Origin of the sequence: Sulfitobacter sp. SK025, assembly GCF_003352105.1 — a bacterium.
GTDB lineage: Bacteria > Pseudomonadota > Alphaproteobacteria > Rhodobacterales > Rhodobacteraceae > Sulfitobacter > Sulfitobacter pontiacus.
This window is the reverse complement of record NZ_CP025808.1, coordinates 876,506-898,157: the sequence shown is the minus strand read 5'-3', so window position 1 is coordinate 898,157 and position 21,652 is coordinate 876,506. Positions and strand designations below refer to the sequence as shown.

Annotated in this window: 23 protein-coding genes; 5 read left to right on the top strand and 18 right to left on the bottom strand. The window is 62.5% G+C overall.

Going from position 1 to position 21,652, the window contains the following annotated elements; all coding sequences use genetic code 11:
- Window positions 1–88: 88 nt before the first annotated feature.
- From tolB to ruvC, 9 genes are all read right to left on the bottom strand, one after another.
- The gene (tolB, locus tag C1J04_RS04300; protein ID WP_005851653.1) at window positions 89–1,411 is read right to left on the bottom strand and encodes a Tol-Pal system beta propeller repeat protein TolB; all 1,323 of its coding nucleotides are present in this window, start codon (window positions 1,409–1,411) and stop codon (window positions 89–91) included.
- The gene (locus C1J04_RS04295; RefSeq protein WP_009826110.1) at window positions 1,408–2,577 is read right to left on the bottom strand and encodes a hypothetical protein; all 1,170 of its coding nucleotides are present in this window, start codon (window positions 2,575–2,577) and stop codon (window positions 1,408–1,410) included. The genes tolB and C1J04_RS04295 overlap by 4 nt, the downstream gene beginning before the upstream one ends.
- 2 nt (window positions 2,578–2,579) lie before the next feature.
- Window positions 2,580–3,059, bottom strand: coding sequence for a protein TolR (tolR, locus tag C1J04_RS04285; RefSeq protein ID WP_005851648.1), 480 nt, complete (start codon window positions 3,057–3,059; stop codon window positions 2,580–2,582).
- Window positions 3,060–3,062: 3 nt separating this feature from the next.
- Window positions 3,063–3,758, bottom strand: coding sequence for a protein TolQ (gene tolQ / locus C1J04_RS04280; RefSeq protein WP_005851646.1), 696 nt, complete (start codon window positions 3,756–3,758; stop codon window positions 3,063–3,065).
- A gap of 132 nt (window positions 3,759–3,890) precedes the next feature.
- Window positions 3,891–4,277 (bottom strand): tol-pal system-associated acyl-CoA thioesterase, encoded by a 387-nt coding sequence (gene ybgC, locus C1J04_RS04275; RefSeq protein WP_005851645.1) that lies wholly within the window; start codon window positions 4,275–4,277, stop codon window positions 3,891–3,893.
- Complete coding sequence (locus C1J04_RS04270; protein WP_009826109.1) at window positions 4,274–4,897, bottom strand: hypothetical protein; 624 nt, start codon at window positions 4,895–4,897, stop codon at window positions 4,274–4,276. Before C1J04_RS04270 ends, ybgC begins: the two co-directional genes overlap by 4 nt.
- 47 nt (window positions 4,898–4,944) lie before the next feature.
- Entirely contained in the window at window positions 4,945–5,964 is a 1,020-nt protein-coding gene (gene ruvB / locus C1J04_RS04265; protein ID WP_009826108.1) for a Holliday junction branch migration DNA helicase RuvB, read from the bottom strand.
- 49 nt (window positions 5,965–6,013) lie between these two features.
- Entirely contained in the window at window positions 6,014–6,682 is a 669-nt protein-coding gene (ruvA, locus tag C1J04_RS04260; RefSeq protein WP_009826107.1) for a Holliday junction branch migration protein RuvA, read from the bottom strand.
- Window positions 6,679–7,185: a crossover junction endodeoxyribonuclease RuvC gene (ruvC, locus tag C1J04_RS04255; protein ID WP_009826106.1), complete on the bottom strand. Its 507-nt coding sequence runs from the start codon at window positions 7,183–7,185 to the stop codon at window positions 6,679–6,681. The genes ruvA and ruvC overlap by 4 nt, the downstream gene beginning before the upstream one ends.
- A 330-nt stretch (window positions 7,186–7,515) precedes the next feature.
- Here ruvC and C1J04_RS04250 point away from each other — a divergent pair, with 330 nt between their 5' ends.
- Window positions 7,516–7,734 (top strand): DUF1127 domain-containing protein, encoded by a 219-nt coding sequence (locus C1J04_RS04250; RefSeq protein ID WP_005851636.1) that lies wholly within the window; start codon window positions 7,516–7,518, stop codon window positions 7,732–7,734.
- Between the two features lie 133 nt (window positions 7,735–7,867).
- Here the strand turns inward: C1J04_RS04250 and C1J04_RS04245 are convergent, their stop codons facing one another.
- The 4 genes from C1J04_RS04245 to C1J04_RS04230 form a co-directional block, all read right to left on the bottom strand.
- Entirely contained in the window at window positions 7,868–8,215 is a 348-nt protein-coding gene (locus C1J04_RS04245) for a hypothetical protein (RefSeq protein ID WP_009826105.1), read from the bottom strand.
- A gap of 109 nt (window positions 8,216–8,324) precedes the next feature.
- Window positions 8,325–9,197 carry a 50S ribosomal protein L11 methyltransferase gene (locus tag C1J04_RS04240; protein ID WP_009826104.1) on the bottom strand — a complete coding sequence of 291 codons (873 nt, stop codon included), beginning with the start codon at window positions 9,195–9,197 and terminating at the stop codon, window positions 8,325–8,327.
- A 59-nt stretch (window positions 9,198–9,256) separates the two neighbouring features.
- Window positions 9,257–10,489 (bottom strand): MFS transporter, encoded by a 1,233-nt coding sequence (locus C1J04_RS04235; protein WP_009826103.1) that lies wholly within the window; start codon window positions 10,487–10,489, stop codon window positions 9,257–9,259.
- A gap of 143 nt (window positions 10,490–10,632) precedes the next feature.
- The gene (locus tag C1J04_RS04230; RefSeq protein WP_050766235.1) at window positions 10,633–12,783 is read right to left on the bottom strand and encodes a primosomal protein N'; all 2,151 of its coding nucleotides are present in this window, start codon (window positions 12,781–12,783) and stop codon (window positions 10,633–10,635) included.
- Between the two features lie 163 nt (window positions 12,784–12,946).
- On the opposite strand from C1J04_RS04230, the gene fsa reads away from it, so the two are divergent.
- The 3 genes from fsa (at window position 12,947) to C1J04_RS04215 (ending at window position 15,484) form a co-directional block, all read left to right on the top strand.
- Entirely contained in the window at window positions 12,947–13,600 is a 654-nt protein-coding gene (fsa, locus tag C1J04_RS04225; protein WP_009826101.1) for a fructose-6-phosphate aldolase, read from the top strand.
- A 232-nt stretch (window positions 13,601–13,832) separates the two neighbouring features.
- Complete coding sequence (locus C1J04_RS04220) at window positions 13,833–14,540, top strand: DUF484 family protein (protein WP_005851624.1); 708 nt, start codon at window positions 13,833–13,835, stop codon at window positions 14,538–14,540.
- Window positions 14,537–15,484 (top strand): tyrosine recombinase XerC, encoded by a 948-nt coding sequence (locus C1J04_RS04215; protein ID WP_009826099.1) that lies wholly within the window; start codon window positions 14,537–14,539, stop codon window positions 15,482–15,484. The genes C1J04_RS04220 and C1J04_RS04215 overlap by 4 nt, the downstream gene beginning before the upstream one ends.
- Before the next feature lie 9 nt (window positions 15,485–15,493).
- Here the strand turns inward: C1J04_RS04215 and meaB are convergent, their stop codons facing one another.
- Window positions 15,494–16,465: a methylmalonyl Co-A mutase-associated GTPase MeaB gene (gene meaB / locus C1J04_RS04210; RefSeq protein ID WP_005851619.1), complete on the bottom strand. Its 972-nt coding sequence runs from the start codon at window positions 16,463–16,465 to the stop codon at window positions 15,494–15,496.
- Window positions 16,466–16,575: 110 nt separating this feature from the next.
- Between meaB and hrpB the strand changes: the two genes are divergently transcribed.
- Window positions 16,576–18,990: an ATP-dependent helicase HrpB gene (gene hrpB / locus C1J04_RS04205; protein ID WP_009826098.1), complete on the top strand. Its 2,415-nt coding sequence runs from the start codon at window positions 16,576–16,578 to the stop codon at window positions 18,988–18,990.
- Here the strand turns inward: hrpB and C1J04_RS04200 are convergent.
- The 4 genes from C1J04_RS04200 to C1J04_RS04185 all read right to left on the bottom strand — a co-directional run bounded on the left by C1J04_RS04200 (window position 18,964) and on the right by C1J04_RS04185 (window position 21,483).
- Window positions 18,964–19,353: a DoxX family protein gene (locus C1J04_RS04200; protein WP_009826097.1), complete on the bottom strand. Its 390-nt coding sequence runs from the start codon at window positions 19,351–19,353 to the stop codon at window positions 18,964–18,966. The two genes, hrpB and C1J04_RS04200, sit on opposite strands and share 27 nt — an antisense overlap.
- The gene (gene msrB / locus C1J04_RS04195) at window positions 19,353–19,847 is read right to left on the bottom strand and encodes a peptide-methionine (R)-S-oxide reductase MsrB (protein WP_005851613.1); all 495 of its coding nucleotides are present in this window, start codon (window positions 19,845–19,847) and stop codon (window positions 19,353–19,355) included. Before msrB ends, C1J04_RS04200 begins: the two co-directional genes overlap by 1 nt.
- Before the next feature lie 404 nt (window positions 19,848–20,251).
- Window positions 20,252–20,944 (bottom strand): anti-sigma factor, encoded by a 693-nt coding sequence (locus C1J04_RS04190; protein WP_009826096.1) that lies wholly within the window; start codon window positions 20,942–20,944, stop codon window positions 20,252–20,254.
- Window positions 20,941–21,483, bottom strand: a complete 543-nt coding sequence (locus tag C1J04_RS04185; RefSeq protein ID WP_005851609.1) for a sigma-70 family RNA polymerase sigma factor — start codon at window positions 21,481–21,483, stop codon at window positions 20,941–20,943. The genes C1J04_RS04190 and C1J04_RS04185 overlap by 4 nt, the downstream gene beginning before the upstream one ends.
- Window positions 21,484–21,652 lie beyond the last annotated feature (169 nt).

Here is a 21,652-nt window from a genome sequence, read left to right as displayed (position 1 = left end):
TTTGACGATAGCATTTTAATGTGTCTGTTGTGACGGTGTTACCATAGTGCCTTGGTATTGGGAAACACCAAGGCATTATGGCTGTTGTTTACTTCTGAAGCGGCGACCAAGACGGATCCGATCCGCCCTCTTGGGTGCGCACAGGCTTGAGGTTCCGGCCCGAGATATCGACGGAATAAAGCGACGACGCCCCGCCTGCCCCTTGGGTTTCCCGCGCGAACATGATGACGCGGCCGTTGGGGGCCCATGTGGGGCCTTCATCCAGGAACGACGCGGTCAGCAGACGTTCTTCCGACCCGTCCAGCCGCATCACGCCGATGTGGAACCGGCCCTTGTTCTGCTTGGTAAAGGCCACCAGATCGCCGCGCGGCGACCAGACCGGCGTGCCATAGCGCCCTTCGCCAAACGAGATCCGTGTCGCCTCGCCGCCGGTCGCTGGCATGATATAGAGCTGCTGCGATCCCGAACGGTCGCTTTCGAAAACGATCCGGCTGCCGTCCGGCGAATAGCTGGGCGCGGTTTCGATCGCAGGCGTATTGGTCAGCCGTGTCGACTGGCCGGTGTTGATATCCATCGTGTAGATATCCGTGTTCCCACCTTGGGTCAGCGAATAGACAACCGTATTGCCGGACGGAGAGAACCGCGGTGCAAAGCTCATGGTGCCTTCGGCGCTTTCCAGCACGCGACGCTGCACCGACCCGATGTCGAGCACATAGATCCGCGGGAAGCCGCTTTCGTAGCTGGTGTAGAGAATACGATCCCCCGAGGGCGAGAACCGCGGTGCCAGCACGATGGACGAGCTGTCGGTCAGATAGCGCACATTGGCCCCATCATAATCCATCACAGCCAGCCGTTTCGCGCGGTCATCCTTGGGCCCCGTCTCGGAGACATAGACGACGCGGCTGTCGAAATAGCCCCCTTCGCCCGTGATACGCGAATAGACGGCATCCGCCACCTTATGCGCCATGCGACGCCAGCCATCGACCGTGCCCGAAAACTGCAAGCCCGACCCCAGTTCAGCGCCCGAAAACACGTCATACAGGCGGAACTTCACGTTCAACGTATTGCCCGAGACACTGACGGCACCGGTGATCAGCGCCTGCGCGTTGATCGCCTTCCAGTCAGCATATTGGATCGGCGCGTTAAAATCGCTTACGGTCGAGATATAGGCGCTTGCCGGTACTTCACGGAACAGACCAGAGCCGACAAGATCTTCGGACACGACCCGCGCCAGATCAACGGCCATCTGCCCCGCGTCCCCGCTTTCGGGCTGAAAGCTGGGCACGGCAAAGGGCAAAGGTTCAATCACACCTTCGGTAATCTCGATCCGCAATGGTCCATCCTGCGCCTGCGCGACCGAGGCAACACCGCCGATAAGCGCGAGACAGAGGCTCAGAATTCGTACAATCATTTGATGCGCATCCTTTCAGGATTAAAGGTCATCTCAATATTCTGCCATTGACCGAATTTTTCTACAGGAAGCTGATACCCGCGCGCGCCGCAGCGGATAATTGCCCGCCGTGCGGCCTCGAACGCCTGATTGGCAGCCCCCTGTGATCCGCCCGAACTGCTGGTCATCTTGATCGAATTGGTCTGTGGCGTGCCATCTTGGTTCATTGCGACACTCACCACTACAGTAGTGCGCAATGCCTCGGAGGAAAGGGACCCCACGTTCCAGCACGACGATACCGCCACGCGCAGCGATTCTTTCTCGCCAGCCGACAATGGCGGGCCAGAGGGTGCCGCCGGCGTTGCAGGCGCGTCGGTCTCTCCCATGGCTTCGGCGAGGGCGGCTGCCACGGCGTCCTTGTCCGTTGTCGGTTCGGGCGTCGGCTTGGGGGCCTCTGGCTTGGGTGTTTCCGGCTTCGGTGTGGCGGGTTTCGGCGTTTCGGGTTTCGGCGTCTCGGCGGGTGCCTCTGCCACCTGCGGCGCAGGAGGTGTGGGGCGGCGGGCCGGAGGGCGTGCGGATTGGGTCGGCGACGCTTTGGGCGCTTCCGTTGCTTCGGTCACAATCTGCGTCGTCGCCTCTTCGGGGGCGGTGGCTTCCTGTGCCTCTTCCACGACCTTGTCTGCCGGCGCATCCGGTGTCGCGGCCTCGCGCAGCACATCATCGGTGCGCGCCTCGGGATCCGGGGCTTCTACGGGTTCGGGGGCCACACGCTCTACAGGGCGCGGCACCGCGACGGGTGCTTCCTCTGGCGTCAGAACGGCGACATCGGCTGGCGGCTCGGGCAGCTCGGGGGCCTGATCGCTCACGTCCTCCGAGGGGGGCGGTGCGATGGGTTCAGGCTCTGGCACAGGCTCCGGCTCCGGGGCGGGCTCGGGCTCCGGCGCAGGCTCAGGGGTCGGTTCTGGTTCGGGCGCAGGTTCCGGTTCAGGGGCAGGCTCGGGCTGCGCTGCGGCCTCCGCCTGCGCGGATTGCGCCGCGGCGACCATCTCGTCATATTGCGCGGCCGAAATGACCGACACCTCCTGCATCTCTACAGGGTCGCTGTGCGAGCTAAAGATATTTCCCAGCAATAGCCAGCCGATGAGCCCCAAGTGACCCGCGCCAGAGATGTAATGCCCCTTGTGCATGGTTACCCGCCTGACGCGCCTGTGCCGTCCAACTTCGGCCCACCGGTTTCAGTCACCAGACCAATGTTGCTAAAGCCACCTGCGTTCAGCGCCCCCATGACTTCCATGATCGAGGCATAGGGCACAGCCCCATCCGCACGCAGGAACACGCGGTCGCTCGCACGCTCTGCCGAAATGGCACGCAGCTTGGCAACCAGATCGTCACGCCCGGTCTCTGTCTTCTGGATCTGCACGGACCCGTCCGCCAGAACGGTCACGGTCAACGGCTCCTCCTGCTCGGACGGCAGGGCGGTGGCCGCTGTTTTGGGCAGCTCGACCGGCACGCCAACGGTCAGCAAAGGTGCCGCGACCATAAAGATGATCAAGAGCACCAGCATCACGTCAACGAAGGGCGTGATGTTGATCTCTGCCATCGGCTGCGCACGGCCGCGACGGCGGCCACGGCCACCCCCGCCCTGCTTTTTCATCACCCCACCTGCCATGGCTCAGCTATCCAGCTGACGGCTGAGGATGGTGGCGAATTCATCAGCAAAGGCTTCGTAGCCGCCCAGAATACGGTCTGAGTCCGCGCTCAGCTTGTTATAGAAGATAACCGCGGGAATAGCCGCCAGAAGGCCGATGCCCGTGGCCAAAAGCGCTTCGGCAATACCGGGGGCAACGACGACGAGGCTGGTGTTTTGCTGGGCCGCGATCTCGATGAAAGAGTTCATGATCCCGAACACGGTCCCGAACAGACCGATAAATGGCGCGGTGGACCCTGTGGTCGCCAGCACGGGCAAGCCCTTTTGCAGACGCTCTGCCTCTTTGGCAATCGCCACATCCATGCTGCGGTCGATCCGCGCGGTGGCACCGGGGATCAGCCCGCCATCCTCGCGATGCGACCGGCGCCATTCCGTCATACCGGCGGCGAAAATCTTTTCTGCGGCCCCATCCGGATCCGGCCCGATTGTGTCATACAACCCGTCCAATGGCTCGCCCGACCAGAATGCCTGGTCAAACCGCTCTGCCTCGGCTTTGGCATGGCGGTACTGGATCATCTTCTGAATGATGATCGACCACGACCAGAAGGACGCGACGATCAGCATGATCATCACGAGTTTTACGGTAATCGTTGCGCGGAGAAATAGACCCAAGAGCGAGAAATCAATCTCGCTTGCCGCCGCCAGCGTTTCTGCTTCCATCGGTTCTGCTCTTTTTGTTGCGCCCAAAAGGGGCTTCATCTGCCTCAACGGCCCTGTTTTCCAAGGCGCTATTTGGCACAAGCTTAGCCGAGTGCAATATCTATTGCTAGGATTATGGGGCCAATCCGCCTGCTAGACGGGGATTGAGCGAAGTTTCGCTGGCAATCGGCAGGGTTTGCCTGAAGCCGCGATACAAACAATCGTGACCACCGCTCGAAACAGAACCGTATCGCCGCGTTTGACCTCTTGCTGCATCACCATGCGGGCCGGCGTGATCGACGTGGCCCATGTCTCTACATCAAGCATATCGTCGAATACCGCAGGCTGGATGTAATCCGCCTCTACCCGCCGCACGGCAAAAACCACGCCCTCGGCCTTCATGGCCAGCTGGTCAATTCCCATCTCGCGCACCCAGTCACTGCGCGCCCGTTCAATATAGCGCAGGTAATTCGCGTAATAGACGATCCCCGCCATATCGGTGTCTTCATAGTACACGCGGATCGGCAGATGGTGGGTCATTGCGCCGCCCCCACCCGCGCGAACAAACGCAGTGCATGAGACGGGTCTTGCGCTACCACGGGCATCACGGGGTCATAGGCGGCACGCAACAGTGCCGCCACCTCAGGCTTCAGGATCGTCGCCCCCTCGTGCAGTGCTAGTGGCGACACCTCGCGGAACGCAGTATCAGACCACAGCAAGAACGACTGCACGATCTGCCCCAGTGCCAGAGCTTGCGCAGGCATCGCGCTCAGCTGCTCGTCCATGCGCAGGAAGACGAAACATGCCTTGATGGCACCTGTCTCGTCAAAGCGGAACAGACGATACTGATTGGCCCCCGCCACATCCAGCTTTTCCACCAACGTGCCAAGATCAGGCACCAGACGGTCCAGATCGGGCACCTCCAACAGCTCTGCCCAATCCTTGAAAAAGAACATCATCAGATTGCTGCCAAGCTCGGGGTCGGTCTCTGACATGCTGTGCCCCGCCAACTGACAGACCGCCTCGATCGCGCTTTTGACCACGGTCAGCGTCGCATCATCCACGCCAAAGACGACAGGAGCCAACGGGCGGCCCCAACGGGCAAAGGCATAGCTGTCGTCGCTTCGGGTAAACAGCGCTTCGATCTCTTGTGGTGTCATCTCAACTTCCAAATGGTCTTAAATCCTCGCCGAAGGCTTCCCCGCCCTCAGCCAAACAAATCGCTTTGGGGTTTGGGCGGTGCCATCCCCAGATGCGTCCAGGCTTTCTGCGCCAGCATCCGTCCCCGCGGCGTGCGCTGGATCAGCCCTTGCTGCAGCAGGTAGGGCTCGATCACCTCTTCCAGCGCATCACGGGATTCAGACAGCGCCGCCGACATGGTTTCGATCCCGACCGGTCCGCCCTGATAATTCTCGGCGATCAGACGCAGATAGCGGCGGTCGGCCCCGTCCAGCCCCAGCTTGTCGACACCAAGACGGGTCAGCGCCATATCCGCCAGCGCGCGGGTCACGCGGCCGTCGCCTTCGACCACGGCGAAATCCACAACGCGCCGGAGCAGACGGCCCGCGATACGCGGGGTGCCACGGGCGCGCTTGGCGATCTCGCGTGCGCCCCCCTCATCGGCGGGGGCCCCCAGTTTGCGGGCATTGCGATCGACGATGATGAACAACTCATCCTCGGTATAGAACTGCAAGCGCGTCGGAATGCCGAAACGGTCGCGCAGCGGCGTGGTCAGCAGCCCCATGCGCGTCGTCGCCCCGACCAGCGTAAAGGGCTGCAACTCGATCCGCACGGTGCGCGCGGCGGGGCCTTCGCCGATCACCAGATCCAGTTCAAAGTCCTCTAACGCGGGATACAGAACCTCTTCCACGGCTGGGTTCAGACGGTGGATTTCATCGATAAACAACACATCTCGGGCTTCGAGGTTGGTCAGGATCGCCGCCAGATCGCCCGCCTTGGCCAGCACAGGGCCAGAGGTCATGCGGAACCCGACCCCCAGCTCGCGTGCCATGATCTGCGCCAGCGTGGTCTTCCCCAATCCGGGCGGGCCATGGAACAGCGTGTGGTCCATCGCCTCGCCCCGCTGCTTGGCGGATTGGATGAACACCTTGAGGTTGGCCCGCGCCTCGGCCTGACCGACGAATTCGTCCAGCATCTGCGGGCGCAGGGCGCGGTCTATATCACCGGGCTGCGGGTCCGGCCGCAAAGTTGGGTCACTGTCGATCATCAAATATCCAAGCAAGGTTCATACGGACGGCCACGCGGCTATGCGCATCCTATCCTTTGGGGGCAAGCAGTTTCAACGCTGCGCGGATCAACTGCGGCGTCTCGGCCTCGGGCATCTCTCCGGCGGCTTGCGCCACGGCCCCTGCCGCATCGCCCGGACCATAGCCGAGGTTGCCAAGCGCCGACAGCGCCTCTGCCTGCGCGGACTGGTTCGGCGGAGCCACGGGGCGGCGTTTGGGGGCAGCGGTTTCGATCACCTCTGCTGCTGCCTCGACCTCGCCATGCGCCTCGGCCAGCGAACCGGTCATCGCCATCACCCCCGGAGCCTTATCCTTGAGGTCCAGCACCACGCGCTGCGCGATCTTGGGGCCGACGCCCTTGGCCACTTTGACCGCGTTCCAGTCGCCAAGCGCGATGGCGCGGCTGACACCATCTGGCCCAAGCGCGCCCAGAATGGCCAGCGATGCCTTGGCCCCCACCCCCTGAACAGAGGTCAGCAGCCGGTGCCATTCCTTCTCCGCCAATGTCTGAAAGCCGAAAAGCTGCATCAGGTCTTCGCGCACCACCAGATCGGTGAAAAGCGCCACCACCTCGCCCACGCCGGGCAGCGCGGCCATCGTCCGGTCAGAGCAATAGACCAGATAACCAACACCACGCACGTCAATCAGCAGATGGTCCGGCGCGCGATAATCAATACGTCCTGTGATCTTGCCAATCATGCGCTTGCCCTTGCAACGGCCTGCGCCAAGGTCGACGCCCCCCCGTGATGCGCGTGACAGATCGCGATCGCCAAAGCATCCGCGGCATCGGGGCCGGCAATCTCTGCCCCCGGCAACTGCATGCGTACCATATGAAGCACCTGCCCCTTATCCGCGTGGCCGACGCCAACGACCGTTTTCTTGACCGTATTGGGCGCATATTCACCCACCGCCAGCCCCGCCTGCGCAGGCACCAGCATCGCGATCCCCCGCGCCTGCCCCAGCTTGAGCGTCCCGGCACCATCCTTGTTCACAAACGTCTGCTCCACCGCCGCGGCATCGGGTCGATAGGTCACCATGATGCGCGTCAACTGCGCATGGAGCGACAAAAGACGCGTGGCAAGATCGGCCCCCTCGGACTGACAAATGCCGTTCGCCACATGCGTGATCCGGCTGCCGGCCACGTCGATGACGCCCCAGCCCATATTGCGCAAGCCCGGATCAATGCCGATTACCCGTATCATATGCCCATTATCCTCAAGAATTTTCTTTTTCCAAGGCAGTAGCACGAAACGCGAACATCCACCAAGGTTTTTGCACCGCGCCACACAAAAGTCACAATTCAACCTAGAAGGTGGGTTTCGGGGCGGGCTGCGACGCTCAAGCCATTGAAAACGACCCCGGCGTCAATGGCGGCAAACCCCTTATGAATAGGCGCTAAACCGCCAAATGCTGCTATGCAGCAAACGCAGAACACACATGCGCCGGTGTGTGTTGTGAAGTGTTTTCATTCTGCCTAATTGCACAGCGCACCGCCGGATTATCCGGCTTTTCTTTATTCAAGGATGGCTCCAATGGCTGTTTACTATAATACCCCAACCACCTACGGCACCGCCGCAGCTGTTAACCGCTTTTTCGCGCATCTTGGCGACGTTGTCGGCAGCATCATCAAATGGAACGACGCACGTGTCACACGCAACGCCCTGTCCGCGCTGTCCGACCGTGAACTCGACGATATCGGTCTGGTCCGTGGCGACATCGAACGCGTCGCAATGAACCACTTCATCCGCTAAGGGTCGATGTTTCATAGCGCCCAAGGGGCTGCCAACCCAAAGCACAAGCCACGCACATCTGAATGATCTGCGTGGCTTCATTTATTCTACGACAGTGAAATACGACGGTGCAGGCCACCGTCCCGCAGCGTCCCTATCCGCGAAAGATCGGCCCCAGCTTACGGGCAAGCGTTTGCGTCACCGGATCGACCTGCAAAACCCAAGCCCCCGCCTGTTCGATAACGGTGCCCTGCGCCAAACTGTCCAGCCTGCTGTCATAGGCCGTGGGGCCGATCGCCGCCAGAACGAACCCTTTGAAGCAGACGAACAGGACCACCAACGCGACCAGTAATTTGGTCGGCACCCGCAGGCCGCGCCGCGCCGGCCGCGCGACAACCAGCCCGTCGGCACGGATGGTGGTGTAATAGCCCCGGGCGAGCTTGACGTTCTTACTCTCTAAACTCTTTACGCGTGTCCCAAATTGTTGACGAGCATCAACCATGGCAGCCTCTAGTCGCTAAAGGCCCCCACCTCTCGCAAGATCATAATAAAGCAAGAATGTGTCAAATTCTCTGCATTTCGACCTTGTTCATGGCGAAAAGCGACAAAGATTATGGCATTTTCTGGACCGTCAACGTGGTCCAGTCACCAATCACCTCTCGGTTGACAAGATTGATGCCGGATTGCGCATAAACCTCGATCACGTCATCCGCCTGTTCGTTTAAAATGCCAGATAGAATCGCATAGCCCTCGGGGGCCAGCGCCTCGGCCATATCGGGGGCAAGTGCGACCAACGGCCCTTTCAGGATGTTGGCGAATACCAGATCGAAGGGCGCGCGCGATGCCAGTTCGGGATGGTCAAACCCCGCTGCCTCGACGCAGATCAAACGGTCGGCCAGATTATTCGCGGCCGCGTTGGCGCGGGCCACGTCGACGGCAACCTCGTCGATGTCGCTGGCCAACACGGGGTTCGGCCAGATGCGCGCCGCCGCCATCGCCAGCACCGCTGTACCGCAGCCGATGTCTGCCACGTTCTGCCCGACCATGCCGCCGTTCGCCAAACGGTCCAGTGCGCGCAAGCAGCCCAAGGTGGTGCCGTGGTGCCCGGTGCCAAAGGCCATTGCCGCCTCGATCAACAGCGGCTCACAGTCTTCGGGCACCTTGTCCGCGTCATGGCTGCCGTAAACAAAGAACCGCCCCGCCTCGACCGGCGACAGTTCGCGGCGCACATGGGCGACCCAGTCGGTTTCCGGCAGCTCTGACACGACAAATTCTTTCGCCCCCATCGAGGCCGCCAGCACCGCCAGCGCCGTCTCATCCGGGCTTTCCTCGAAATAGCCGCCGACTTCCCACAGGCCCGAGCCGTCTTCCATCTCGAAAACGCCGACACCGGTGGGTTCGGGCACCAGCCGCTCCATCGCCTCGCCCAAAGCATAGGCGGGCTTGCGTCCTTCAAGGGTCGTCAAAGCTGTGAATGTTGGCATGGGAAACTCCGTCAGGATCGCCGATATCGCCGCGCGACGTCCGGCTATGTCAGGGGGTGCTACTCGGCCGGGGCCGGCAGCGGATTGGAAAAGATCGTCTCGTGGCCCGGCACGGGATGGCGCGGGATCATCAGTGACAGCAACAGCGACACCAGCGCCATCCCCGCCGCAAGGAAAAAGACCGCCGCGGGCGAGATCAGCCACAGCAGCCCCAGCCCCACAGGCAGGAACACCGCTGCGATATGGTTGATGGTAAAGGCCACCGCCGCCGTCGGCGCAATGTCGGCAGGGTCGGCGATCTTCTGAAAATAGGTCTTGAGCGCGAGCGCCAGCGCAAAGAACATGTGATCCAGCACATAAAGCGTCGCGGCCACCCCTACGCCCCAGCCCAGATAATAGACGCCGCCATAGGCCAGAAACACGATGATCAGCCCGATGTATTCAAAGCTCAACGTGCGGCGCTCTCCAAAGAAGCCGACTGCACGGCCCATCAGCGGGGCAAAGACCATATTGGCGATCAGGTTGATCAGATAGAGCAGGGTGATTTCATGCACATCAAAGCCAAAGCGTTCGACCATCATGAAGCCCGCAAAAACGACAAAGATCTGTCGCCGCGCGCCTGACATGAATTGCAGCGCATAATACAACCAGTACCGCTTGCGCAGCACCATCTTCTTGACCTGCGGTGTCGGGGCCTCGAACTGCGGATAGGCCAGCAACGCCACCAGCGCGATCACCGCCGTCACCCCGCCGCCAATCAGATAGACGATGTTATAGGACAGCGACAAGGTATCCCACAGCGCCATGATCGCCAGATAGGCGACCAGCGTCGCCGCCGACCCCGCCGCCATCAGCCAGCCAATCATGCGGGGCGCGTCCTCGATCTTGAGCCACTGCAGCTGCAGCGACTGGTTCACCGTCTCGTAATAGTGAAACCCGATAGAGCTGAGCATGGTGATCGTCAGGATACCGCCCATCGACGGGAACCACGCGGTCAGCGCCGTCGCCACCCCCAGCAGCACCAGCGACACCAAACCTAGCACCTGTTCGCGCACGAACAGGATAATCGCGATCACGCCGACCGCCAGAAAGCCCGGTATCTCGCGCACCGTATGCAGCAACCCGATGTCCGATCCGTCGAACCCTGCGACCTCGATCACAAAGTTATTCAGCAGCGCCGACCATGTGTTGAAGGCAATGGGCATCGCCAGCGCCATCAGGAACAGCAGCGCCACAGGGCGGCGCCAGAACGGTTGATGCTTGGCATCTTCAAGGGTCACATATTGGGTCATGGGCAATTCCTTACCCCCGTTCCCGCCCCTTGACGAGATCAAATCACCCGCCTCACGCGCATGCTCCGCGCAACCGCAGCTTCCAAATGGCCTAAAATCCTCGCCGAAGGCCTTTGCCCCGCAGGGGCAAGCACTTCGCACCGCTAATAAAAACTTTGCGGGTCGATATCGACGGCGATGCGCACATCATTCTTCAACCGCAGCTGTGCGACCCATTTCGCCAATGCCTCTTGCAAGGGGGCGGCCTTTTCGGCCTTGACCAGCAGCCGTACCCGATGGCGTCCGCGCACCCGTGCGATTGGCGCGGGCGCGGGCCCATAGACCTGCGCGCCGACGGCCCGCAGGGGCGCATCCTGTCGCGCCAGCTGGTTGCCCGCATCAAACAGCGCGGCCACATCGGGGCCGCTCAGGATGATGCCCGCCATTCGGCCATAGGGCGGCACGCCGGCGTGGCGGCGCTCTCCGGCTTCGGCTTTCCAGAACCCCTCCTCATCCCCTGCCAGAATGGCGCGGATCACCGGGTGATCCGGCTGAAAGGTCTGCAACAGCGCGGTGCCCGGAGCCTCTGCCCGTCCGGCGCGCCCCGCCACCTGCCGCATCAGCTGATAGGTTCGCTCTGCCGCGCGCAGGTCCGATCCCATCAGCCCCAGATCCGCGTCGATGACCCCCACTAGCGTGAGGTTGGGAAAGTTGTGTCCTTTGGCGACCAGCTGCGTGCCGATGATGATATCCGCCGCCCCGTCAGCGATCCCTGCGATCTCGGCCTTGAGCGCGCGGGCCGAACCGTACATGTCCGAGCTTAGCGTCGCGACCCGCGCCTCGGGCCAAAGGGCGGCGGCTTCTTCGCCCAGACGTTCCACCCCTGGACCCACGGCAGCCAGCTTGCCTTCGACCTCGCACGACGGGCAGACCTCGGGCATGGGCTTGCTTTCGCCGCATTGGTGGCAGACCAGCCGTTTGAGGTAGCGGTGTTCGACCATCCGCGCATCGCAGTGATCGCAGCCGATCTGATGCCCGCAGGCGCGGCACAGGGTCACCGGCGCATAGCCGCGGCGGTTGATGAACAGCATCGCCTGTTCGCCCCGTTCCAGCCGCTTGTCGACCTCGACCTTCAACGTGGGCGACACCCATTTATCGCTCGGCAGGCCTTCGCTGCGCATGTCGATCGCGCCCATCGTCGGCATCACCGCCGGCCCAAAGCGCGAGGTCAGCTCGACCCGCGTATATTTTCCCGCCTCGGCGTTGGCCCAGCTTTCCAACGACGGTGTGGCAGAGGCCAGAACCACCTGAGCCCCGCAGATCGACGCCCGCAGCACGGCCATATCACGAGCGTTATACAGCACGCCTTCTTCCTGCTTGTAGGAGGTGTCATGTTCCTCGTCGACGACGATCAGACCAAGGTTCTGGAACGGCAGAAACAGCGCCGACCGCGCACCGATCACCACCTGAGCCTGTCCCTGCCCAACCATTTTCCAGATGCGACGCCGCTCTGTCATGGTGGCACCCGAATGCCATTCCGCAGGCTTCGCGCCAAACCGCGCCTGCACACGGTGCAAGAACTGTTCGGTCAGCGCGATTTCCGGCAGCAGCACCAAAGCCTGCCTGCCGGATTTCAGCGCAGCGGCCACGGCCTCCAGATAGACTTCGGTCTTGCCCGATCCGGTCACGCCGCGCAGCAAGGTCGTGCCATATGTGCCCGAGGCCACCCCCGCCGCCAGCAGCGCCGAGGCCGAGGCCTGATCCTCCGTCAGCTCTTTGCTGGGCAAACTCGGGTCCATGCGCATGAACGGCAGATCGCGCGGGCTGTCCTGTTCCAGCACTGCGCCCTGGGTCACCAACCCCTTGATCACCGACGCCGTCACCCCCGACATCTCGGCCAGTTCCTTGAGCGTGAACGAAAGGTCGCCATACTCCGCCAGAGTGTCCAACACGCGACGGCGCGCGTCGGTCATCCGGTCAGGCTCCCCCTCCCCGCGCCGGTAAATCTTGCGCATCGACGGCGGGTCGCCCAACCCCGGCGCACGCGTCGCCAGCCGCAGCATTGCGGGCATCGGCGTCAGCGTATAGGCGGCGGCACGGGTCAGAAAACTGCGCAGTTCCTCGCGCATGGGGGCCGCATCGAGCACGCGGATCACCGACCGTATCTTGGACGGCTCATAGTCCCCCTGCCCAGCGCCCCAGACAACACCGATCACCTTGCGCGGGCCCAAGGGCACCTCGACGAAGGCACCCATATGGCAGCCGCCTTCGGGCGCTTTGTAATCCAGCGCACGGCCCAGCGGCTGGGTGGTCATCACGGCCACCAGCTCATTTGCATGAAAAAATTCTGGCGGCTTCACCAATCGCTCCGGAACGGGGTTACGGGAATTAGGGTTCCAGCTTGGCGGATGATGCGCTAAAGCCCTAGGCGACAGACATAGCCATTCCTGCTGCCTATTCCAACCTGAAGGACGTAACATGAAATTCTTCGTAGATACCGCCGAAATCGATGCCATCGCCGAGCTGAACGATCTGGGCATGGTAGACGGGGTAACAACAAACCCGTCGCTGATCCTGAAATCTGGCCGCAACATTCTGGAAGTCACGAAAGAGATCTGTGATCTGGTCGACGGCCCTGTCTCTGCCGAAGTTGTCGCGACCAAAGCGGACGACATGATCGCCGAAGGCCGCAAACTGGCCGAGATCGCGGAAAACATCACCGTGAAGCTGCCCCTGACATGGGACGGTCTCAAAGCCTGTAAAGTGCTGTCGGACGAGGGCAAGATGGTCAACGTCACGCTCTGCTTCTCGGCGAACCAGGCATTGATCGCGGCTAAGGCCGGTGCCACCTTCATCTCGCCATTCATCGGGCGTCTGGATGACATCAACCTTGACGGTATGGACCTGATCCAGGACATCCGCACGATCTATGACAACTACGGGTTCGAGACTGAAATCCTCGCCGCGTCGATCCGTACCGTGAACCACGTGCTGGATGCCGCGCGTATCGGTGCCGATGTCATGACCGCCCCACCAGAAGTGATCAAGAAGCTGGCCGCGCACCCGCTGACCGACAAGGGGCTCGAGACCTTTATGGCCGATTGGGCAAAGACAGGTCAGAACATCCTCTGATCCCGCCTTAAGGCGACGACAAAGGGGCACGCGCGTCACAGGCTGCGCGTGCCCACCACGATCTGCATGTGCCCGTCGCTGGCCCATGCCCTCGCAGAAAACCGCAGCAGCCCCGTCCATGCGCGGCGAGCGGGCGGTTTGACGCCGAAAAACCAGCCAGACGCCAAAAGAAAAAAGCAGATTTAGCCTGACGCGCATGCTATGTCAGTGCCAAATATAAAAAGAGACCCGCATGAGCAGTAACCACAAGATCGAAGATTCCCTTCGGGAAGCGATTATTTCACAGCCCGACGTCATCCTTGACGACAACGACGTGATGCAGGCCCTGATCGCCGCGAATGAACGCGCGATGGGGGGCAATATTGTCGATCTGCGCGGCATCGCCATGGACCGGCTGGAAACCCGTCTGGATCGACTTGAGGACACGCACCGTAACGTGATCGCCGCGGCTTATGAAAACCTTGCGGGGACCAACCAGATCCACCGCGCGATCCTGCGCATGCTTGACCCTGTAGACTTCGAACCCTTCCTCAAGGATCTCGGGGGCGAGGTTGCCGATATCCTGCGGGTCGACGCCGTGCGGCTGGTGCTGGAATCTGCCGAGAATGACGATGATCCCGCGATCAAGCGCTTGGGCGATGTGCTGAACGTCGCCGAGCCGGGGTTTATTGACGACTACCTGTCGCACGGGCGCGGCGGCACGGTGCGTCAGGTGACCCTGCGCGGTGTGCAGCACAGCCCAGAACATATCTACGGCGGCGCGGCGGATTGGATCCGGTCGGAAGCCTGCCTGAAACTGAACTTTGGCGCGGGCCGTTTGCCGGGCCTGCTGATCCTTGGCTCCGAAGACCCGCATATGTTCAGCCCGCAACAGGGCACCGATCTGCTGGGCTTCTTCGCTGGCGTGTTCGAGCGGACGATGCGCCGCTGGCTGTCTTGAGCGGGGCAAACGCGCTTTTGATCAGCCCCGCCGCGCGGGACGCCCTGCAAAGCTGGCTGGACCATCAACGCGCCCTGAAAGGGGCTGCCGAGAACACGATCACCGCCTATCAGGGGGATCTGGTCGATTTCCTTGCGTTCATGACGCTGCACAAGGGCGACAGCCAAGGCTTGGGCGCGTTGTCAAAGATCACCATCTCGGACATGCGCGCCTGGATGGCGCAGACCCGCAGCGGGGATGTCGGGCCACGGTCGATGGCGCGCAAGCTGTCGGCGGTCAAGGCGTTCTATCGCTGGCTGGCAGAGCGCGAGGGGTTCGAGCCTACCGCCGTGCTGTCGACCAGATCGCCGAAGTTTCCCAAAAAGCTGCCCCGCCCCTTGGCGATTGATGCCGCTCAGGCGATGATCGACAGCGTGGAAATGCAGTCGCGTCATGCCTGGGTGGCCGCGCGGGATGTGGCGGTCCTGACCCTGCTGTGGGGGTGCGGGCTGCGGATATCCGAAGCGCTTGGCCTCAAGGGGGCCGACGCGCCCCTGCCCGAGGTGCTGCGTATCATCGGTAAGGGCGGTAAGGAACGGGTGGTGCCCGTGCTCCCTGCGGCGCGCGATGCCGTGGAGGCCTATCTGCGCGTCTGCCCCTTTGGGAAGGAACGGGATGCGCCGCTGTTTCGCGCAGTGCGCGGTGGGCCTTTGGCGGCGCGGGCAATATCGCAGGTGATGGCGGATGCACGCATGCAGCTTGGCCTGCCTGCCAGCGCCACACCCCACGCGCTGCGCCACAGCTTTGCCACGCATCTACTGGATGCGGGGGGCGATCTGCGTGCGATCCAAGAGCTTTTGGGCCATGCCTCGCTCTCGACCACGCAGGCCTATACGGCTGTCGATACCGCGCGTCTGATGGATGTCTATAACCGCGCCCACCCCAAGGCGGGCGGCGGCAACTAACGGCGGCAGTTAACGGTCCAGCTGGGTGACGAAATCCTGCGCGGCTTTGGTGGGGTCCGCCAGCCCCTGTGCCACACGATCGCTCAGCTCGGTCAACGCGGCCTTGGCCTTGGGCTTTTCCAGTTGCGCAAGCAACGCCTGCTTTACCGCCTGTTCAAACCAATAGCGGGCTTGTGCGGCACGGGCATGTTGCCAGAACCCTTCGGCGCGGCGCCATTCGGTCAGCGCCTCTACCTCGGCCCATGCCTCGTCCAGCCCGTTTTCCTCCAGCGCTGAGACCATCATCGCCTTGGGAAACCCCTTGGGGTCTTGCGGCCGTTTGCGCAGCAACCGCAGGGCACCGGCGTAATCGGCACAGGTCCGCGACGCGGCGGGCTTCAGATCCCCATCGGCTTTGTTGATCACGATGATATCCGCCATCTCCATAATGCCGCGCTTGACGCCTTGCAGCTCGTCCCCGCCCGCAGGCGCCAGCAACAGCATGAAAACATCGGACATCTCTGCCACCACCGTTTCTGACTGGCCGACGCCGACCGTTTCGATCAGCACCACGTCAAAACCTGCGGCCTCGCACAGGGTCACCGCCTCGCGGGTGCGGCGGGCCACACCGCCCAGATGCGTCTGGCTGGGAGACGGGCGGATAAAAGCATCGCGTTCGCGCGACAAGAGGTCCATTCGCGTCTTATCCCCCAAGATCGACCCGCCCGATCGCGAAGAGGACGGATCAATGGCCAGCACCGCAACCTTGAGCCCGCGCCCGATCAGCATCATGCCAAAGCTTTCGATAAAGGTGGATTTCCCCACCCCCGGCGTCCCCGACAACCCGATCCGCAGCGCCTCGCGCCCCTTGGGCAGCGCGGCAAGCAGCTCTGTCGCCTGTGCGCGGTGATCCTCGCGACCGGATTCGATCAAGGTGATCCCCCGCGCCAGCGCGCGGCGCTCCCCTGCTGCGATACCCTTTGCCAGATCGTCGATGTTCATAGGTTCTGCCCCTCACGCCCTTTGGCCCATGTTTCGATCCCGGCGTCGCAAATGTCCAGACCGCAGGCCGGGTCTTGGCCCCGCGCCGGGTTTCGCCCATAACCACGCGTATGGCTTTTACCCTTCCCATTGACGACGTGATGCCGCAGGTGATCGACGCGCTGCGCGGTCAGGGCCGTGTTGTGCTGCAAGCGCCCCCCGGTGCAGGCAAGACCACGCGCGTGCCGCTGGCGATGCTGGACGCGGGGCTGACCAACGGCCGCATCCTGATGCTGGAACCGCGCCGCCTTGCCGCGCGTGCAGCTGCCGAACGCATGGCTGCGACCTTGGGCGAAGAACCGGGGCAAACCGTGGGCTTTCGCGTCCGCGGTGCCAGCGCCGTCAGTAAATCCACCCGTATCGAGGTCGTGACCGAGGGCATTCTGACCCGCATGCTGCAAGACGACCCCGACCTGCCCGGTGTCGGCGCGGTGATCTTTGACGAATTCCACGAAAGATCCCTGAACGCGGATTTGGGCCTCGCGCTTTGTCTAGAGGTGGCCGAAGCGCTGCGCGATGACCTGTTGATCATCGCCATGTCCGCCACGCTGGACGCCGGCCCCGTCGCTGCCCTGATGCAGGCTCCGGTGGTCACCTCCGAAGGGCGCAGCTTTCCGGTGACGCCCCATTGGCTGGACCGGCCCGTAGGCAAGCAACGGTTCGAGCAGGCAGTCGCTGATCTGGTGTTGCACGCGCTGGATACCGCCCCCGGATCGGCGCTGGTGTTCCTGCCCGGCGAAGGCGAGATACGACGGGTTGAAAGCGCGCTGACCGGACGGCTGCCCACCGATTGCACGCTCGCCCCGCTGTTCGGCGCGATGGACTTCAAAGCGCAGCGCGCTGCGATTGCCCCGGCCAAAACGGGCCGCAAGGTCGTGCTCGCGACCTCTATCGCGGAAACCTCGCTGACCATCGAAGGGGTGCAGATCGTGGTGGACGGGGGCCGCGCGCGTCGGGCGCAGTTCGATCCGTCCTCTGGCATGTCGCGGCTGATCACCGACCGCGTAACGCGCGCCGAAGCGACGCAGCGCGCGGGCCGTGCGGGGCGTGTGTCGGAAGGGGCCGCGTTCAAACTCTGGACCCGTGGCGAGGAAGGCGCGCTGGCCGCCTACCCCCCCGCCGAGATCGAGGCCGGCGATCTATGCGCCTTCGCGTTAGAGCTGGCAGTCTGGGGGGCGCAGGCCGATGACCTGAAGTTCGTGACTCCGCCTCATGCAGGCCGTCTGGCCGAAGCACAGGCCGTACTGCACATGCTGGGGGCGCTGGATGCGACGGGTCGGATCACAGAGCATGGCCGCACCTTGGCGAAGATGCCGCTGCATCCCCGTCTGGCGCATATGGTTGCCAAAGGCGGGCGCAGCGCCCCGACGCTGGCCGCGATCCTGTCGGAGCGTGACCCCTTGCGCGGCGGCTCTGTCGATCTGGCGCTGCGTCTGGATGCGGTCGCGGGCAAGCGCGTCCCGGCCGAGGTCAACCACGCGGCCCTTTCACGCATCAAGCAAGACGCCAAACGGCTGGCCAGAGGGCAAACCGGTGACGGCCCCGATACGCTGGGGGTGCTGGCGGCCCTTGCCTACCCCGATAGGGTGGCGCTGCGGCGCAAGGGCGACGCGCCGCGATACGTCATGTCGGGCGGCAAAGGCGCGATCCTGTCCGAGAGCGATCCGCTGGCGGGGGAACGCTTGCTGGTGGCGACCGATCTTGACGGCGACCCGCGAGAAGCACGCATTCGCCAAGCCACGCGCCTGTCCGACAGCGATCTGCGGGGCAGCTTCGCGGATCAAATCGGATGGCATAAACTCTGCGTCTGGTCCCGCCGCGAGGGCCGCGTGCTGGCGCGGCAGCAGGAACGTTTTGGCGCATTAGTGCTGGACGACAGGGCGTGGTCCGACGCCCCCGCCGAAGACATAGCGCAGGCCATGCTCGACGGGGTGCGGCAGCTGGGTCTGATGCCCGGCAAAGCGGCAGCGCTGTTTCTGGCGCGGGCACGGCTGATGGGCGATGGTTTCCCCGATTTCAGCGAGGATCACCTGCTTGAGACCTTGGAGGATTGGTTGCCCGGTCATCTGGCAGGCGTCCGCAACACCGCCGACTGGAAGGCGTTTGACCTGCTGCCTGCCCTGACCGCGCGGCTGAGCTGGGACGACCAGCAAACGCTTGATCGTGCCGCGCCTGCGCATTTCACCACGCCGCTGGGGCGCAAGATCGCGATTGACTATAGCGAAACGCAGCCCCAGATCGCTCTGCGTCTGCAAGAGGTCTTTGGCACCACCCGTCACCCCATGATCGCAGGGCAGCCCTTGCAGATCACGCTGCTGTCCCCCGCGCAGCGCCCCGTGCAGGTGACCACCGATCTGCCGGGGTTTTGGGCTGGCTCCTATGCCGATGTGCGCAAGGACATGCGCGCCCGCTATCCGCGCCACCCGTGGCCCGAAGACCCGACGCAGGCCGATCCGACGCTACGGGCCAAACCCCGCGGCACCTGAGGCCCCGCGATGTCGCGCAGCGTGCCCTGCGAGTACCAGTAATCCGCCCGCAATCGCCCAGTTCTTGACAAAGATCGACATCTGCCACGGGTCATCAGGTATGAAGTGGAAAATGCTCGTTGCCATGCAATAAAGCGCGAGTGCTGCGCTCATCGGGGCGAGCCAGAGACCGAAGATCAGGCTGATCGCCGCCATCCCGTTGAACAGCATCGCGGGCCAGACGAGGAACACGGGCAACCCGCGATCTGAAAGCAACCCCTGTGCCGCTGCAGGGTCGACCAGCTTTTGTACAAATCCCGCGACGAAAAGGGCCGCCAAAAGCAGGCGGCCCGTGTAAATCGCAACTCTTTCAACCCGCTGCATCAGGCGGCGGCGGGCGTAAAGGTCATCGCCAAACCATTGATGCAGTGGCGTTTGCCCGTGGGTGCAGGTCCATCATCAAACACATGGCCCAGATGGCCGCCGCAGCGGTCGCAATGCACCTCGGTCCGCGTGGTAAAGAACCCCTTGTCCGGCATCGTTTCGACAGCATCGTCCAGCGGGGCGAAGAAGCTTGGCCAGCCGGTGCCGCTTTTGAACTTGGTCTCGGAGCTATACAGCGCCTGATCACAACCCTTGCAATGGAACACGCCTTTGCGGACCTCATCGTTCAGCGGGCTGGTAAATGCGCGTTCGGTATCCCCCTCGCGCAGGACGGCATATGCGTCATCGCCCAGTTGCGCGCGCCATTCGGCAGGGGTACGGCTGACTTCAAAGTCGCCCTGTGCCACGGTTCCGGCCTGCGCCGCCGCGCCTACGCCAAACGGCAAGGCCGCCATCGTCATCGTTGTGCATTTCAGGAAATTCCGGCGTTTCATAATGCCCCCTTAAGGTTGCGGTACTGCGGATAGATTGGATGTCTGTTGAAAGGGCCGCCGGACGTCGCGCGTGGCGCTGACATCCGGCGGTACTCGTTACAAGGCACGCGAGGTGCCGATACTGGATAAACCCGTTGGCGGAATGCATGGTTCCACGCCAACAAACTCGTTACCAAACCGCGCCAAAAACACGGCACGGTCCCTCAGCGACATCGGCTTGCAACCAGTGTCGGCCTGAGTTGTGGAAATACACGGAAGTAGAAAACGAGAAGTTTCACCGAAAACGCAAAAAACCGCAGTTTTTATTAAACTTTCTCAAATACCCTTAAGAAACAACCACTTCGCCCGCATGAAAGCGGACGAAGTCTTTGTTTGAATAGTCAGCGACCCCGATAAAACCCGGATTACAGTTCAGACATAGCCCCTGCGGCCAGGACATCGCCCGTAGGTGCCCCCGTGGGCGAGCCGCCGACGGGCTCATCCGAAATCGCCAGCGTGATCTGTGCCGCCTGGCTGCGCAGCTCTGCCGGAACAAGAATCCGCGTCGTCTCGCTGTCGGGAAGAACGCCCAAGGAAACCGGAGCCTGATCGGGCAGGATCGCCCAAAGTTCTAGCACACGCCCCTCGTTCGCGGCGCCCGAAACGCGGCGCAGCGCGATCTCGTGCTTGATCGGTTCGACCACGGCCAACACTTGCAACGGGCTGGTGTCGCTGACCAGCTGTGCGGCCAGAACGGTCGGTTGATCGCCCGGACGTGTGTTGATCTCAAGCAGTTGCACGCCAAGGTAGCCCGCAAACAGCAGCGATGCCATCGCCACCCCCTGCCAGAGCCACAAACGTTGCAGGATCGAAACCCGCTGCTTGGGGAAGACCTGCGCCATCAGCTTTTTCTTCACGCGCGCGGGCGGCGAGACCGGGTCGATGCCGTCGGTCATTGCGGTCAGGCGTTCCTGCCAGAACACAACGCGGTCCGCGAAATCACGTTCAGTCGCAATGCGATGACGCGCGGCGATCATATCGTCGTCAGACGACAGGCCCAGCGCCATTTCGGCGGCCAGAAGATCATCATCATGGGGTGTTTCAGGCGTTTGGGTCATTGGCTCATACACTCCCGCAGGGCGATCAGGCCGCGGCGCAGCCAGGTTCGCATCGTATTCAGCGGCACGCCGAAGCGTTCAGCCAGATCGGAATAGGTCTCGCCATCCAGATAGGCACCCCGAATGGCTTTGCCACGGTCTTCTTCCAGCGTATCAAGACAGCCCGACAGGCGCGACGCCTCTGACGAGGCAACGGCGTATTGTTCGGGCGTGGGACCGGGGGAGACAAGTTCAAAACCGGGCGTATTCACGTCCTGATGGCCTTTTTTGCGGGCCCGCAGACGGTCGATAGAGGTATTTCGCGCAATGGTGATCAGCCACGTCATCGGGCTCAGGCCATTGGCATTATACTTATCGGCATTGTTCCAGATTTTGACGAAACTGTCTTGCATGGCGTCCTCTGCTGCGGCGCGTTTGTTCAACACACGCAGACAAACCCCGAAAAGTTTCGCAGAAACACGATCATAGAGCTGGTCAAACGCCGCGCGGTCTTTCAACGCGACACGGGCAATCAAGTTTTCGATTTCTTGTCGGTCCATTTGCACGGGCCTTTTCTCCACCTGAACGGGTTTCCAGCGTTACACCGAAACCTACGGCACTCACTACATTTGTCCAGCAAAGCGTTGTCATTGGACGGTTTTGTGTAACCCAGGCGCATCGCGTTGGCCAATGGGTAATCTATCGCACGGCAAGCGGGCGCGGAAATTG